Raw genomic sequence first — 15,301 nt, forward strand, 5'->3', positions numbered from 1 at the left:
TCCGGATCGGGAGCTTATGGGTGCCGGCTGCACCGGAGACCGCCGGGCCGCTTGATGTTTTAAATGAACAAAACGCTTCAGAGGCGAATAGCGCTATATTGCAGGGAGGTTTTTGGATAAATGAGGGTGATTAAAGCAGCGCTGCTCGGCTTCGGGACGGTCGGCCAGGGCGTGTATGAAGCCGTCCGGACCCACCGGGAGCAGCTGAAAGAAAAGCTGCATGCCGAGGTAGAGATTGCAGCGGTTCTGATCAAAAACCCCCGTAAAAAGCGGAACATTGACAGTTCTGTGCTCGTCACGACGGACTTCCGGGAAATTCTTGCCATTCCCGGCCTTGAAGTCGTGTTTGAAGCGATTGTCGGGGAAGAACCAGGCTTTTCTTACTGTTTACAAGCAATTGAAAAAGGCTGCCACGTCATTACTGCCAATAAAGTCATGTTTGCAAGATATGGGAATGTGCTGCTTGAAAAAGCGAAAGAAAAAGGCGTGTTTGTCGGTTATGAAGCGACAACCGCAGGCGGCATCCCTGTGATTCGGACGATTTCCCAGCAGCTTCAGGTCAATGACATCCAGCGTGTGCAGGCGATTTTAAACGGCACATCCAATTTTATTTTATCGGAAATGCGCGAAAAACATCTTCCGTTTGAAGAAGCGTTGGAAATCGCCAGGCAGCACGGCTATGCAGAAGCTGACCCGGGCAATGATGTGGAAGGGCAGGACGCTTTTTGCAAGCTGATGATCTTAAGCCGGCTCGTATTCGGAACCCAGCCGGACTGGGAGAAAGTAGAAGTTGAAGGTATAGGCGGGCTCTCGCTTGCGGATATTGAAAAAGCGGATCGGAAGGGGTTCCGTTATAAGCATATTGCGGACATATACCGTGACGGCGGCACGCTGAAAGCATCCGTTAAGCCTGTCCTTATTCCTTCCGAACATGCCCTTTATGCGGTGGAAGGCGTCAACAACGCCGTCACCATTTACGGCAGCCTGGTTGGAAAAATTACCCTTACCGGCCCAGGTGCCGGAAAATTTCCGACAGCCAGCGCCATGATTGAAGACTTTGCAGCAGGTTACCGGCCTGTTCCGCAATTGGATGCCGTTTCGTGAACCGGTTATCCGGGCGGATTTAAGTTCCTTTGTGATTCTAAGATAGCATTTCAGCGAGGGGAGAACCCCTCAACCTCTTTTCGGCTTCTTCCGTTTTCGCTTGCTCGGCTTGGCGGGAGAGGCTTCTTTTTTTTACCTGTTTTGAATCCAATTGGCGAGAAAGTGACGGTTTACCCCGTTTTGAATCTAATTGTTTATGGCCTCATCCGCCGTTCGTGCCGTTTCGTGAACAGCATGGCCATGGCCGGATGTCGTATCCCCTAAAGAAACCGGAGCCCGTTTGCAACACCCATTTTTTCGCTTCACGGCAGCCTGTTTTGCACCTTCTGCGGGACTTTCACCGGCTTTTTCCGCTGCCCGGCATATGCCCCCCGGCTTGTACATATATTGAATTATCGAGAGGAAGAGCCCCGCTTTTTGGCGGCGCTTCTTGTACAAGGAGGGCATCACCATGAAACGAAAATGGCTGGCGCTTGCGATTTCGGGATCGCTGCTTGCCGGTGCAGGCGGCGGCTATACGGCGGGCCAATGGTTTTTACAAAAGGACAAGGCAGCCCCCGCCCGCCAGGAAACAACCGGCGGGACAAGCAATATGCCGGATCTCGCAAAAATTGCCCAGGCATACCAATTAATTAAAAGTTCCTATGTCCGGAAAGTTGACGAAAAAACACTCGTGGAAGGTGCAATCAAAGGCATGGTCAGTACATTGGACGATCCGTATTCCGTCTATATGGACAAAGAGACAGCTGCGCAATTCAACGACACGCTGGATTCCTCTTTTCAAGGCATCGGCGCTGAAATCACCAAAAAAAACGGAAAAATACTGATTGTTTCTCCTTATAGAAACTCCCCGGCCGAAAAAGCGGGACTGCGCCCGGAAGACGTAATTACAACAATCAACGGAAAAAGTACGGCAGGCATGGACTTATATGAAGTGACAACACGAATCAGAGGAAAAAAAGGCTCCAATGTGAAGCTGGGCATTTCAAGGGCCGGTTCCGGCAAACAGATGACAGTGACGGTCAAACGTGATGAAATTCCGCTTGACACGGTCTACTCGAAAATGAAAAAGGCAAACGGGAAAAAAATCGGTTATATCGGCATTACCCAGTTTTCAACAGATACGGCAACAGATTTTGCGCAGCAGCTCGAAAAACTTGAAAACCGCGGCATGGAAGGGCTTGTCATTGATGTACGGGGAAATCCGGGCGGCCTTCTTTCCAGTGTTGAAGCGATTCTCAAGCAGTTTGTCACAAGGAACAAGCCGTATTTGCAAATTGAGGAACGGAGCGGGCACCGTGTCCAGTATGTGTCCAAACTGAAGAAAAAAAAGGATTATCCGGTTGCGGTCCTCGTCGATAAAGGCAGCGCGAGCGCCTCTGAAATTATGGCGGCAGCGCTTCATGAAACGGAAAATTATCCATTAATCGGCGCCAGGACATTTGGCAAAGGGACGGTGCAGGAAGCGGTGCCGATGGAAGATGAGAGCATCATCAAACTGACCATGTTTAAATGGCTTACGCCCGACGGCCATTGGATCCATCATAAAGGCATTGCCCCGACGATTGAAGTGAAACAGCCGGATTATTTCGATGCCCAGGCTTTGCAAATCAGCCGCATGTTGAAAAAGGATATGAACAACGCCCAAATCAAAACCGCCCAGCAAATGCTAAAGAGCCTTGGCTTTTCGCCGGGCAGGGAAGACGGTTATTTCGATATCCAGACGGAAAATGCCGTTAAGGCGTTCCAGTTTGATAAAGGCCTTCCGGCAACCGGCAGCATCAATCAAAAAACGGCCGACGAATTGGAAAAATCGCTGTACAAAATGGCGCGCGCGGAAAAAAATGATTTGCAGCTGCAAGTGGCGTTAAAGGTTGTCAGCAAATAACGCCGCTTCAGCGGGCCGGGCTGCAAGCCAACATTCAGCAAATTTGCTTCTTCCTGCTCTCGCTCCTCATGTCTTTGCCAATTTCTGGGTTGCTTCAGCTTTTTGCATGGCGCGGTGCCGGCATGAGGATATTCCCGGAGCAGTTGCATAAGCGGTGATGCCGGTTTGGACAGAAAATCTGTGAGCCTGGAAAAAAACCCGGAATTTCGGAGAGTTTTTCGCCAAAATCTGCTAAAATAATACTACAAGTATGGTACGTGCAGGGGATGGTGTTTCGGTTGGAACAGATTTGGATCACTGAAGTGTTGAAGGGCATTGGAAGATTTTTTCTCCATCCGGTATTCTATTATGCGCTGTTGCTCGCGCTCGTTTCAGGCGCGGCAAGAGTCAAGCGGGAAAGAAACGATTTTCATATCAGGGTTTATAAAAGATCGCTTGAACTGCGGTCTTTATTTCCTGCCGGGCTGATATGCGGGCTGATCCTTTCCGCCGCCACGGTTGCGGGCGGGTTTAAAGTGTCATGGCCCGTTCTTGCTGTGGTGGCGGCTGTGACGATTGTATTTTCGCTTACGGGGCAGTTCCGGCTTCTTTCACCGGCATTTACCATAGGCATCCCGGTGCTCCTGTTTTTTGCTTTCACATGGCTGCCGGTTCAGCTGCCGGATTGGATGGGCGGCACAACCGATGCGATGGTTGCAGGGCTTTCCGTGTTGGCAGGCCTTCTTCTGTTGGCGGAGGGCGTGCTGCTGAGGACAAACGGCACGAAGCATGTTTCCCCGAAACTGCGGAAAAGCCGGCGCGGTTTGAATGTCGGCGCATTTACCGCAAAAAAGCTCTGGCTTGTGCCGGTCGTTTGTTTTCTGCCTTCAGGCCCGCTTTCGGCCTCCGTTTCGTGGTGGCCTGTCGTTGACTGGGGCGGGCACACGTTTTCGCTTGTGCTTGTGCCGTTTTTAATCGGGTTCCAGCACCAGATCCAAAGCAGTTTGCCGCAATCTGCATTGAAACGGATCGGAACCGGCGTGATTTGTGCCGGGATCATGACGGCCGCAATCGGAGCAGCAGGGTTCTGGCTTCCCTATTTTTCTGCAGCAGCAGCCGTTTTTGCCATTGTAGCGAGAGCATGGATCTCCTTTCGCCACCGGGTGCGTGAAAACAACGCGCCGTATTATTTTACACAGCAGAACAACGGCATGATCATTTTAGGGATCATACCGGGATCAAAAGCGGAAAAAATGGGGCTTTCCATCGGTGAAGTGATTTCCAAATGCAACGGGGAGCCCGTTCGCAATATGGATGAATTTTACCGTGCCCTGCAAAAAAGCCCGGCTTATTGCAAACTGGAAGTCATGGGTACAAACGGGGAAATGCGCTTTGCCCAGGGCGCGCTTTATGAAGGCGAACATCATGAACTCGGCATCCTGACCGTAGAAAACAACCTCAACGGGGAACCGAACCAGGTGGGATGAGAGGAAAATGAAAGCGGTGGAAACTTCCAAAAGGAGGTTCCGCCGTTTTTTTTATGAAAAAAATGGCGTACAGAAACTTTTTCAAGAGGCCGGGTGCATTTTCAATGGCTATGATGCCAACCATTCCGGATACGACGGAAAGCACAATAAAAATATTGGAAATATAATTGACAATGATTCTCACTATCAATATAATTATCATTGATAATGAAAATCAATTACAACGAGCTCACAAAAGAAACGGGGGGAGTCCGAATGCGATGAAAAAAAGATATTTAGTGCCCCTGCTTGCCGTGCTGTCCATCATTTCGATTTTTATCGGCGCGGAAAATATCAGGCCGGCGGATATGCTCCATTTAAGCAGGGAGCAGACAGAAATTTTGCTGGCAAGCCGCCTGCCGCGCCTGATCAGCATCATCATTGCGGGCGTGGGCATGAGCATCTGCGGCCTTGTGATGCAGCAGCTGACGAGAAATAAATTTGTCTCCCCGACGACAGCCGGCACGATGGACTGTGCCCGGCTCGGCATTTTGGTTGCGATCATCCTGTTTTCTGCGGCAAGCCCGCTGATCAAAATTGCGGTTGCCTTTTGCTTTGCCCTGGCCGGCACCTTGCTGTTCATGAAAATACTGGGCCGGATTAAATGGAACGATACAATTTTCATCCCGCTTGTCGGGCTGATGTTTGGCAATATCGTAAGTTCTGTATCGACTTTTTTTGCGTATAAATACGACTTAGTCCAGAGCCTTTCTTCATGGCTGCAAGGCGATTTTTCAGGCGTGCTGAAAGGGAAGTACGAGATGCTTTATTTAGCAGTTCCGGCCGTTTTGGTCGCGTATGTGTTTGCCAACCGGTTTACGGTCGCCGGCATGGGGGAAGATTTTGCCAAAAATCTTGGCCTGAATTACAAGCAGGTGGTCAACCTCGGCCTTGTCCTTGTCGCGCTGATTACTTCGGCAACGGTACTGACAGTCGGCACTATCCCGTTTCTGGGCTTAATTATTCCAAACATTGTGTCCATTTACCGTGGCGACCATATGAAAAAAAGCATTACGGTTACGGCACTGCTTGGGGCAGTGTTCCTGCTGTTTTGCGATATTTTGGGGCGCATTGTCATTTATCCGTATGAAGTGCCGATCAGTTTAACAGCCGGCATCATCGGGAGCGGCATTTTTGTATATTTGCTGCTGAGGAGGCACGCTTATGCATAGCCGTTCCAAACTGCTTATGCTTGCCGTAATCGCATCAGGCCTCATTGCAGCATATATTTGCATCGGATCTTACTGGGATTTCAACTATATTATCCCGTCAAGAATCCGGAAAATTTCCGCCATCATCCTGACTGGCTGTGCGATTGCCTTTTCGAGCCTTATTTTTCAGACGATTACGAACAACCGCATTTTAACGCCGAACGTGCTCGGGCTGGATTCCCTTTATCTCATGATCCAGACGGCGGTCGTTTTCGCCATGGGGGCCAAAACGCTAACGATAATGCAGAGCCATGTCAATTTTGTGGTTTCCCTCGTGGCGATGGTGCTGTTTTCCGCCATTTTGTTCCATTTGATTCTTCGCAGGGGCAGGCAAAATATTTATTTTCTGCTTTTGATCGGGATGATTTTTGGCACTTTGTTCGGCAGTTTCACCTCTTTTATGCAAATGCTGATTGATCCGAATGAGTTTCAGGTGCTGCAGGATAAAATGTTTGCCAGCTTCAACAATGTGAATGTCCATTTGCTGTGGGTTTCTTTTGTGCTTGTTGTATTGTGCGGGTTGTATTATTTGCGTTTTGCCAAGTTTATGGATGTAATGCTGCTCGGGCGGGATCAGGCGGTCAACCTTGGTGTCGATTATAACCGGGTAGTGCGGCATCTGCTTTTGATTGTCGTCGTCCTTGTCTCCGTCTCGACGGCGCTGGTCGGGCCGATCACATTCCTTGGCCTGCTCGTTGTCAACGTCGCTTATCAATTTTTTGATACATACCGGCATATCATTCTTATACCGGGTGCGATGCTGATCAGCGTTGTCTTCCTCGCAGGAGGGCAGCTGCTTGTGGAAAGAGTCTTCCAGTTCTCTGTTCCGCTCAGCGTCATCATCAATTTTGCCGGGGGCATCTATTTTATTTACTTACTTTTACAGGAGAGTCGCGCATGGTAAATGTGATGAATGTCTTAAAAAGCTACGGGAGCAAGAAGGTCATTGACCATGTGTCTGTTAACATTCCAAAGGGAAAAATCACTTCTTTTATCGGGCCGAATGGTGCCGGAAAAAGCACCCTGCTTTCGATCATCAGCCGGCTTGAATTTTCGGATGAAGGGGATGTGTACATAGACGGGGAGGCCGTCAGCCATACAAACAGCAAAAAGCTGGCGAAAAAAATATCCATCCTGAAGCAGTCCAACCATATGAACATCCGGCTGACAGTAAGGGAACTTGTCGCATTCGGGCGTTTCCCGCATTCAGAGGGGCGGCTCACGGATGCAGACCAAAAAATAATTGATAAAGCGATTTGTTATATGGAATTGGAAGAATACGAGAACCGGTACTTGGATGAACTGAGCGGCGGGCAGCGGCAGCGCGCTTACATCGCGATGGTGCTGGCCCAGAACACCGAGTATATTTTGCTTGATGAACCATTAAATAATCTCGATATGAAACATTCGGTCCAGATTATGAAAGTGTTGCGCAAGCTTGCCGATGAGCTTGGGAAAACCGTTTTAATTGTCATTCACGACATTAATTTTGCATCGTTTTATTCGGATTACATTGTGGCGATGAAAGACGGGAAAATCGTGAAACAGGGAAAAACGGATGACATCATTCGCCCGTCTGTTTTAAAGGAAATTTACGATATGAATATCCAAATTCAGGATTACTGCCAAAATAAATTTTGCTTATATTACGGATGAAAAGGGGATTCGCGATGAGAAAGAGCTATTTGGCTGTCATGATGGTTTTGCTGTTAGCGGTATTTGCTGCCGGGTGCGGGACAAAAGAGAGTGCCGGGGGCAGCAATGCCTCAACAAAGAAAATAACGGTAAAGCATGAACTCGGAACCACAAAAGTTCCGGAAAATCCGAAGAAAGTCGTCGTGTTTGACTACGGCGTGCTGGATTCAATGGATAAGTTGGGCATTAAAGTGACGGGTGTACCGCAGGACAATCTTCCGCCATATTTGAAAAAATACAAAAGCAGCAAGTATGAAAATGTCGGCGGCCTCATGGAACCGGATTTTGACAAGATCAGTGAAATCCATCCGGACCTGATCATCATTTCCGGCAGGCAGCGGGACAACTACAAGGAATTTAAGAAAATTGCCCCGACCGTTTATATGGGGCTGGATACAACGAAGTATATGGATTCCTTTAAACAGAATATGAAAACGCTCGGCAAAATTTTCAATAAAGAAAATGCCGTGAAAAAGCAATTGGCCGATATTGACGATTCGATCAACAGCCTGCATGCAAAAGCGGAAAAAGTGAACGGCAAAGCGTTGATTGTCCTGACGACCGGCGGAAAAGTGAGCGCGTTCGGACCGGGTTCACGGTTTGGCCTCATCCACGACGTATTTGGTGTACCGGCTGCGGACAAAAACATTAAAGCATCCATTCACGGGCAGAATGTGTCATTTGAATATATCATGAAAACCAATCCCGACTATTTGTTTGTCATTGACCGCGATGCAGCCATTGGGCAGGGCGGAAACGCAAAGAGCGTCATCGAAAACGACCTTGTCAAGAAAACGAATGCTTACAAGAACAAACATATCGTTTATCTTGACCCGGGTTACTGGTACCTTTCCGGCGGCGGGCTCGTCTCCGTATCCGAAATGGTGAAGGAAGTTCAGAACGCGATTGATTAAGCCGTGCCAACGCCCGGTTTTAAAAATAACCCCCGCATATGGTGCGGGGGTTATTTTTACTCTGAATAAAATTTGCGGGCTTTTTCCAGGAAGGCCATATCCTCTTCTTCCAGTTCTTCTTCATGATAGATGGCTTCTACCGGACAAACTGCCTGGCAAGCGCCGCAATCGATGCAAATATCCGGGTCGATAAAGTACTGGTCTTCCCCCTCGGCAATACAATCCACGGGGCATACATCCACGCATTCGGCCGCTTTTTCGCCGATGCACGGTTGGGTAATTACAAATGCCATTTTCCAGATCACCTTTTTCCTATATGTTAATCATTATCCGTCTAGCGTTGCGTTTATATCCATCCATTTTGCCAGCCGGACATCCCCGGGCTGGCAGGGTGATAATACGCAATATTCGAAGCCGGGCGTCCCATGCTTTATCCTTTAACGATCATTTTTAATATAACAAAATGGTACGAATCTTTCAATCAAAAGTCTCTGCATACCGGCATATTGCGGAAAAAAGCGCAACAAGAGGGGTCTTAAAAGCAGGATATTTTACGATGAAAGCTGAATATAACAATAAAGAAAAGGAGGGGGCAAAAATTGAAGGCATATGCTGTTATAACCGGAATGATCATTGCTGCGGCTGGCATCATTGCAGGGCTGTTTACCAAGGATTTTTCAAAAACCTATTGGATCTGCGGGATAGCGGCAGCAATTGGGATTGTTTTCTCCGGCATCACGATGGGGGCGTTTGTGGGCGGCATGGAGACACGGGCTAACTATTTTTCTGAAACAAAAGAACATCACCAATCAAGATTCAGCCTGACGATGCTTTTTTCCTGTTCGGATTGCCGAATCTTATTGCCGTTCTGGCAGTATTTCTCATCCAAATGTACGCTTAACATTTACATATTTTCCGGTCGCGCGCGGAATGCTTGAAATCCGGCTTTACAATGGAAAAGCAGGCACGATACAATGAAGAAAAACAAGTCGGGGAGCGGGGCTATAACAGATGGCTAAAAAAATTTTGGTTGTGGATGATGAACCATCCATTGTGACCCTTTTAAAATTCAATCTCGAGCAAGCCGGTTTTGAAGTGCTGACTGCCAGTGACGGAAACGAGGGATATGATACAGCGAGGAGAGAAAAACTTGATGTCATTATTCTCGATCTGATGCTTCCGGGCATGGACGGCATGGACGTTTGCAAGCAGCTGCGGCTTGGGAAAATCAATACGCCCATTTTAATGCTGACAGCCAAAAGCGATGAACTGGATAAAATTCTCGGCCTTGAACTCGGGGCAGACGACTATATTACAAAACCGTTCAGCCCGCGGGAAGTGGTGGCCCGCGTGAAAGCGATCCTGCGGCGGGCAGAAACAAAAACAGAAGAAGAAACCGCTGATGCGATTAAAGTGGGCGATCTGCGCATTTTACCGGAACAATTCGAAGCCTATTTTAAAGAGAAAAAACTGGAGCTGACCCCGAAAGAATTTGAACTGCTATTGTATTTGGCAAATCACGCCGGGAAAGTGCTAAGCCGCGACCAGCTGCTGGCTGCCGTTTGGAATTTCGATTTTGCGGGCGATACAAGAATCGTCGACGTGCACATCAGCCACCTCCGCGAAAAAATGGAAGAAGATACGAAACAGCCGCAATATATTAAAACAGTCAGGGGTTTTGGCTATAAAATGGAAGTGATGTAGCGGGAAAGGGCTTTGCGATGAATAAATTATGGATCCGCATTTTTATTGCATTTTTATCGATTTTGGCTGCCGTATTGCTGGCCATCGGCTTTTTCGTTGCCGATATGATTCAACATACATATATGGACATGGCGCGCACGCAGCTTTCCCAGGATGCAGATCTGCTGATGAAAACGATCCGCCCGCAAACGTTAAAAGGCAAGCCGGATATACTGCAAAAAAAAGTTCGACATTATTATTCCAACCACGAACCGCGTATTACCATAATCGATACAAACGGGAAAGTGCTCGCAGATTCGGACGATGATCCGGCAAAAATGGAAAATCACGCAAACCGGCCGGAATTCAGGCAGGTGATAACGCAGCATAAAGCAAGCGGCGAGTCCATCCGCTCAAGCCATACGCTCGGGTACAATATGATGTATGTCGCAAACCCGGTAAAAGAAAACGGGAAAGTCACCGCAGTGATCCGGACCTCGATTGCGCTTGACCGGATTGATGCCGTGCTTAAAGGACTGTGGTTTAGCCTCGGGCTTGCGATGGCAGTGGCCTTCCTCATTTCCGGCTGGATCAGCTATGTGCTGGCGCGGAAATTCACGCGCCCGATTGAAGCAAGCATTGAGGTCAGCAACCGCCTTATTGAAAAAGATTATGACAGCCGCGTCCATGTAAATGCAAGCGGGGAATTGCAGCAGCTGGCAAAAGCCATTAATAATCTTGCCCATAACTTAAAGCAGCAAATGGACGAGATTGATGAAAACGAGCAGCAGCTGACCGCCGTATTGGAAAATATGGACAGCGGGGTTATGCTTATTCAGACATCGGGGCGGATCATGCTTGTGAACCGGGCAATGGAGGAAATGACGGGTTTGTCGTCCGGCGAATTGATTGGAAAGCGCCATATTGAAGCGGGAAAAAGTTTCGGGCTCAGCCAGCTGATCGACCGTTCATTAAAAACGGGTGAACGGTTTCGGGACGAGGTCCATCTTTATTACCCGAAAGAGCGCATTCTCGATGCCCATATTGCGCCGTATGTCGGGGAGAGCGGAGAGCTGCGCGGCGTTGTCGCGGTCCTGCATGATGTAACAGAAACGAGGCGGCTTGAGCAAATCCGCAGCGAATTTGTTGCAAATGTCTCCCATGAATTGAAAACGCCCGTCACCTCTGTCAAAGGGTTTGCGGAAACGTTACTAGACGGTGCCATGTATGATGAAGCGACACTCAGGGAATTTTTAAAGATCATTTATGACGAGTCCGACCGGCTGCACCGGCTCATTTCCGACATTCTCGATTTGTCCAGGATCGAGCAGCACCGCATTCCGTTGAAAATGGAACAGCTCAATGTGGTCGATGTGATTACAGAGACCGCCCAAACGATGCGGAAGAGAATAGAAAAGAAACAGCTGGAACTTGTCCTGCCACAAAAGCAGCATGTCATGATGGAAGCAGACAAAGACCGTCTCCGCCAAATCCTGTTGAATTTGGTAACGAACGCGATTGCCTATACGCCGGATAAAGGCAGGATTGAAATCAGCCTGATCGAAAGGGAAAATGAACTGGACTTGATCGTAAGCGATACAGGCATTGGCATTTCTGAAAAGGATTTGCCGCGCATCTTTGAACGGTTTTACCGGGTCGATAAAGCCCGGTCAAGGCAGTCCGGCGGCACCGGGCTCGGCCTTGCAATCGTTAAGCATCTTGTTGAATCGTACCATGGCAAGATCCGAGTGGAAAGCGAGGAAGGAAAAGGCAGCACCTTTATAGTCACCCTGCCACGGACGCAAACCAGGCCGGACGCTGTTTAAAAGCGCCCGGCCTGTTGCTTTTTGCGGATATGGGAGGTGTTCATAAGCGGGATGAAAGACAAAAAAGCAAGAGCTGCGGTCCGAAATGTCCTTCATAAGCGGGATGAAAGACAAAAGGAGGCGAACCGCAGGCCGAAATGTCCTTCATAAGCGGGATGAAAGACAAAAGGAGGCGAACTGCAGTCAGAAATGTCCTTCATAAGCGGGATGAAAGACAAAAGGAGGCGAACTGCAGGTTGAAATGTCCTTCATAACCGGGATGAAGGACAAAAAGGGGGGAACCGCAGGCCGAAATGTCCTTCATAACCGGGATGAAAGACAAAAGGAGGCGAACTGCAGTCAGAAATGTCCTTCATAAGCGGAATGAAGGACAAAAGGGGGCGAACTGCAGGTTGAAATGTCCTTCATAACCGGGATGAAGGACAAAAAGGGGCGAACTGCAGGTTGAAATGTCCTTCATAACCGGGATGAAAGACAAAAGGAGGCGAACTGCAGTCAGAAATGTCCTTCATAAGCGGGATGAAAGACAAAAGGAGGCGAACTGCGAGCCGAAATGTCCTTCATAAGCGGAATGAAGGACAAAAGGGGGCGAACTGCAAATTTTGTCCATTCGGCAATACATGATTTACACATTTAAACTGCCCTGCTCCCTTAGTTTTTCCATTACCTTTCCCGCCGTTTCTTTTCCATTCACGATGCAATCGGCGATGCCGACGCCGTAGTAAGAGCAACCGGCGAGCACCACGTCCGGGTCGCTTGCTGATAGCTTTTTGGTTAGCGCTTCTACCCTCTGACGGTGGTGCAAATCGTACTTCGGCATCTTGCCCAGCCATTTTGTCACTTCCGCTGCCACCGGCTGTGCACTGATCCCGAGCGCCTGCCGGACATCTTTAAGCGCCGTTTCAATCAGCCCCTCCTGATCCATAGCATTCAGCCGGTTAAACAGTGCGGCATCCGCGTCTTTATAAAACAAGCGCAACAGCAGGCGCCCGTTTTTCGACGTGTGCGGCCATTTCCGGCTTGTCCATGTGCAGGCATTGCAAGCGAGCCCGCTTCCGCCGGAAACAATAAAGCCCGTCCCGTCTTTCGGCAAGACTGCATCCGGCACGTCAAAACCAAGATAAACGGTGATCACCGAAGCGGCCTTAAATTGCCCCCATTCCTCATCCAACGCAGGGTCCGCAAGCAGTTTCTTCGCTGCAGCATGCGGTACGGCAAGCACCACCACATCTGCTTCAAGCCTGCGCCCGTCCGACAATACAACAGTATAGCCTTTTTCGTGCCGTTCAAGCACATCTGCTTTTACCCCTTTTATGATGTCAGCGCCCGCTGCCTTTTCCTCGAGCCGGCCAGCCAGTTCGGCCAAACCGTTTTTAAACGATACAAATTTTTTCTTCTCAGGAGACAAGAAAGTTTGCTTATGTTCGGACAAACCTTTCATGATGCTGCCATACTGGTTTTTATAATCGACAAGAAACGGCATCGTTGTTGCCAATGTCAGTTCATACAAATTGCCGGAGTAAACGCCGGACAGCACCGGCGCAATTTGTTTTTTCACCAGTTCTTTGCCGAAAAAAGCCTCCAAAAATTCCCCGACCGAACTGTCTTTTGTAAAAGAATGGTTTTTCGTAAACAAATCTTTCAGCGCTGCCAGCTTCCCTTTTGTTGAAACAAGTTCGCTGCCAAAAAGCGCATCCAAACTTGCCGGAATGCCAAACACTGCCTCTGCCGGAATCGGTTTTAACCCGTCTTCCCGGTAAAGATACGAGATGCCGGTAGCATTGTGGCGGATCCGGTTTTCAAGCCCGAGTTCTTTCAAAAAGCTGGCTACCCCTTTTTTGCGGGCAACGATTGAATCCGCCCCCGTTTCCATAATAAAGCCCTCTTTCCGGACGGTACAGAGCTTTCCGCCGGCTTCCGGATTTTCTTCCACAAGGGCTAAGGTTGCCTGTGCACCTGTTTTCTGGATCTGTTTATGAAGCTCGTACAATGTGGTAAGACCCGTAATGCCCCCGCCAATAATCACGACCGATTTCAATTTTATACCTCCGTTCAGTCTCTGTTACCTCTATTATAAACAAACCGGTTTCTTCTATTTTTAATGTTTTTGCCTAAAATGTGACAATCACTCTTTAAAATCTTACACCTGGTTCTATCATCTTTACAAACTCTTAACATTCCATTCATATCTGCTTAATACCGCACGATTATCTTTAAAGGAGCAAGGAGCAAACCAATAAAAAACAGGGGGCAAAAAAATGAAGAAAAAGTTTGCAGCGCTATTTGGCTTATTAACGATTTTCGCGGTGATTGCTGCCGGGTGCGGGAATGCAAAAGGGACGGCAACATCCGGCAACGGCACAAAACAGGAAAGCATTACGGCAGTCGGTTCCACCGCGCTCCAGCCGCTCGTGCAGGAAGCCGCGGCACAATATATGAATGATCATCCGGGCGCAACCATTAACGTACAGGGCGGCGGCAGCGGAACCGGATTGAGCAAAGTTGCGGAAGGCGCTGTCCAAATCGGGAATTCTGACGTTTTTGCCGAGGAAAAAGACGGCATTGATGCAAGCAAGATTACAGACCATAAAGTTGCCGTTGTCGGGTTTGCGCCGGTTGCAAATCAGGACATCGGCGTTGATAACCTGACAAAACAGCAGCTGATCGGCATCTTCACCGGCAAAATTAAAAACTGGAAAGAAGTCGGCGGAAAAGACCTGAAAATCGTTGTGATTAACCGTGCAGAAGGATCCGGCACACGGGCCGTCTTTGAAAAACAGGCTTTAGACGGCGCTACTGCAGTGAAAGCGCAGGAACAGGACTCTTCGGGTACCGTGCAAAAAATTGTCAACGAAACACCAGGGGCTATCAGCTATCTCGCATTCTCTTATATAAACAATAAAGTCAAAGCTTTAAAAGTGGACGGTGTTGAACCGGCGGAAGAGAATGTCAAAACAAATAAATGGAAAATCTGGGCTTACGAACATATGTATACAAAAGGAAAGGCAACGGGCTTAACGAAAAAATTTATTGATTACATGCTTTCTGATGAAGTACAAAAAAACCTCGTTCCAAAACTCGGGTATATGCCTATTTCTGAAATGCAAGTTGAACGGGATGCCGGCGGAAACGTGACAACAAAATAAAGCGGCACGCACTTAAAACTTTGCGGGGCTGCGAACTGCGCAAGCAGCAGAATGATCGCCTGGACGATACGATTTCCAAAGTTGCCGAAATCTTGCCTGTTTTGAAAATTGCAACCGTAAAGAATAAAACAACGTGAACGAACAAGCAGTCGAGCAGGCAGCGCAGGCCGCCCGCAAAGCAGAAATGCGTTCGAAAATCAACGTTGCCGGTCTTGCCTGCTTTTGAAAACTGCACCCGGAAAGGCCTGCAGAGCAGAAATTTTATCCGGAAACTAAAGCGGCAATCTTGCCCGTTTTTAGAAACCTAACCGGAAGGGGATAGAACAACG

General features: G+C 48.5%; 14 protein-coding genes. 12 read left to right on the forward strand and 2 right to left on the reverse strand.

What is annotated here, in order from left to right:
• The first annotated feature begins 120 nt into the window (after positions 1-120).
• The 8 genes from NSQ19_RS03445 to NSQ19_RS03480 all read left to right on the forward strand — a co-directional run bounded on the left by NSQ19_RS03445 (position 121) and on the right by NSQ19_RS03480 (position 8,317).
• Positions 121-1,104, forward strand: coding sequence for a homoserine dehydrogenase (locus tag NSQ19_RS03445; protein WP_340702388.1), 984 nt, complete (start codon positions 121-123; stop codon positions 1,102-1,104).
• Between the two features lie 451 nt (positions 1,105-1,555).
• On the forward strand, positions 1,556-2,992 hold the full coding sequence (locus tag NSQ19_RS03450) for a S41 family peptidase (RefSeq protein WP_340702389.1): 1,437 nt from the start codon (positions 1,556-1,558) through the stop codon (positions 2,990-2,992).
• A gap of 269 nt (positions 2,993-3,261) precedes the next feature.
• Complete coding sequence (locus NSQ19_RS03455) at positions 3,262-4,458, forward strand: PDZ domain-containing protein (RefSeq protein WP_445798029.1); 1,197 nt, start codon at positions 3,262-3,264, stop codon at positions 4,456-4,458.
• A gap of 7 nt (positions 4,459-4,465) precedes the next feature.
• Complete coding sequence (locus tag NSQ19_RS03460; RefSeq protein ID WP_340702391.1) at positions 4,466-4,663, forward strand: hypothetical protein; 198 nt, start codon at positions 4,466-4,468, stop codon at positions 4,661-4,663.
• Positions 4,664-4,718: 55 nt separating this feature from the next.
• Positions 4,719-5,669, forward strand: a complete 951-nt coding sequence (locus NSQ19_RS03465) for an ABC transporter permease (protein WP_258921829.1) — start codon at positions 4,719-4,721, stop codon at positions 5,667-5,669.
• Positions 5,662-6,612, forward strand: coding sequence for an iron chelate uptake ABC transporter family permease subunit (locus tag NSQ19_RS03470; protein ID WP_340702392.1), 951 nt, complete (start codon positions 5,662-5,664; stop codon positions 6,610-6,612). Before NSQ19_RS03465 ends, NSQ19_RS03470 begins: the two co-directional genes overlap by 8 nt.
• Positions 6,606-7,364, forward strand: coding sequence for an iron ABC transporter ATP-binding protein (locus NSQ19_RS03475; protein WP_340702393.1), 759 nt, complete (start codon positions 6,606-6,608; stop codon positions 7,362-7,364). Before NSQ19_RS03470 ends, NSQ19_RS03475 begins: the two co-directional genes overlap by 7 nt.
• Before the next feature lie 14 nt (positions 7,365-7,378).
• On the forward strand, positions 7,379-8,317 hold the full coding sequence (locus NSQ19_RS03480) for a siderophore ABC transporter substrate-binding protein (RefSeq protein WP_340702394.1): 939 nt from the start codon (positions 7,379-7,381) through the stop codon (positions 8,315-8,317).
• A gap of 56 nt (positions 8,318-8,373) precedes the next feature.
• Here NSQ19_RS03480 and NSQ19_RS03485 read toward each other — a convergent pair whose 3' ends face one another.
• Positions 8,374-8,610: an indolepyruvate ferredoxin oxidoreductase subunit alpha gene (locus tag NSQ19_RS03485; protein ID WP_026104642.1), complete on the reverse strand. Its 237-nt coding sequence runs from the start codon at positions 8,608-8,610 to the stop codon at positions 8,374-8,376.
• Positions 8,611-8,916: 306 nt separating this feature from the next.
• Here NSQ19_RS03485 and NSQ19_RS03490 point away from each other — a divergent pair, with 306 nt between their 5' ends.
• The 3 genes from NSQ19_RS03490 (at position 8,917) to pnpS (ending at position 11,826) form a co-directional block, all read left to right on the forward strand.
• On the forward strand, positions 8,917-9,255 hold the full coding sequence (locus NSQ19_RS03490; RefSeq protein ID WP_328013728.1) for a DUF5316 domain-containing protein: 339 nt from the start codon (positions 8,917-8,919) through the stop codon (positions 9,253-9,255).
• A 73-nt stretch (positions 9,256-9,328) separates the two neighbouring features.
• A complete protein-coding gene (locus NSQ19_RS03495; protein ID WP_019721718.1) occupies positions 9,329-10,021 on the forward strand; it encodes a response regulator transcription factor in 693 nt (230 codons plus the stop codon).
• 17 nt (positions 10,022-10,038) lie between these two features.
• The gene (gene pnpS, locus NSQ19_RS03500) at positions 10,039-11,826 is read left to right on the forward strand and encodes a two-component system histidine kinase PnpS (protein ID WP_328013729.1); all 1,788 of its coding nucleotides are present in this window, start codon (positions 10,039-10,041) and stop codon (positions 11,824-11,826) included.
• 625 nt (positions 11,827-12,451) lie between these two features.
• Here the strand turns inward: pnpS and hemG are convergent.
• Positions 12,452-13,864, reverse strand: coding sequence for a protoporphyrinogen oxidase (gene hemG / locus NSQ19_RS03505; protein WP_340702395.1), 1,413 nt, complete (start codon positions 13,862-13,864; stop codon positions 12,452-12,454).
• A 220-nt stretch (positions 13,865-14,084) separates the two neighbouring features.
• On the opposite strand from hemG, the gene NSQ19_RS03510 reads away from it, so the two are divergent.
• Entirely contained in the window at positions 14,085-14,972 is an 888-nt protein-coding gene (locus NSQ19_RS03510; protein ID WP_328013726.1) for a phosphate ABC transporter substrate-binding protein PstS family protein, read from the forward strand.
• Positions 14,973-15,301 lie beyond the last annotated feature (329 nt).

Source organism: Weizmannia sp. FSL W8-1119 (genome assembly GCF_038008605.1).
GTDB lineage: Bacteria > Bacillota > Bacilli > Bacillales > Bacillaceae_C > Weizmannia > Weizmannia coagulans.

Bases quoted from the DNA above. Each gene is read 5' to 3' on its own strand.
- NSQ19_RS03450 (WP_340702389.1), top strand. From the start codon at position 1,556: ATGAAACGAAAATGGCTGGCGCTTGCGATTTCGGGATCGCTGCTTGCC.
- NSQ19_RS03470 (WP_340702392.1), top strand. From the start codon at position 5,662: ATGCATAGCCGTTCCAAACTGCTTATGCTTGCCGTAATCGCATCAGGC.
- pnpS (WP_328013729.1), top strand. From the start codon at position 10,039: ATGAATAAATTATGGATCCGCATTTTTATTGCATTTTTATCGATTTTG.
- NSQ19_RS03485 (WP_026104642.1), bottom strand. From the start codon at position 8,610: ATGGCATTTGTAATTACCCAACCGTGCATCGGCGAAAAAGCGGCCGAA.
- NSQ19_RS03475 (WP_340702393.1), top strand. From the start codon at position 6,606: ATGGTAAATGTGATGAATGTCTTAAAAAGCTACGGGAGCAAGAAGGTC.
- NSQ19_RS03495 (WP_019721718.1), top strand. From the start codon at position 9,329: ATGGCTAAAAAAATTTTGGTTGTGGATGATGAACCATCCATTGTGACC.
- NSQ19_RS03480 (WP_340702394.1), top strand. From the start codon at position 7,379: ATGAGAAAGAGCTATTTGGCTGTCATGATGGTTTTGCTGTTAGCGGTA.
- NSQ19_RS03445 (WP_340702388.1), top strand. From the start codon at position 121: ATGAGGGTGATTAAAGCAGCGCTGCTCGGCTTCGGGACGGTCGGCCAG.
- NSQ19_RS03465 (WP_258921829.1), top strand. From the start codon at position 4,719: ATGAAAAAAAGATATTTAGTGCCCCTGCTTGCCGTGCTGTCCATCATT.
- NSQ19_RS03460 (WP_340702391.1), top strand. From the start codon at position 4,466: ATGAAAGCGGTGGAAACTTCCAAAAGGAGGTTCCGCCGTTTTTTTTAT.
- NSQ19_RS03510 (WP_328013726.1), top strand. From the start codon at position 14,085: ATGAAGAAAAAGTTTGCAGCGCTATTTGGCTTATTAACGATTTTCGCG.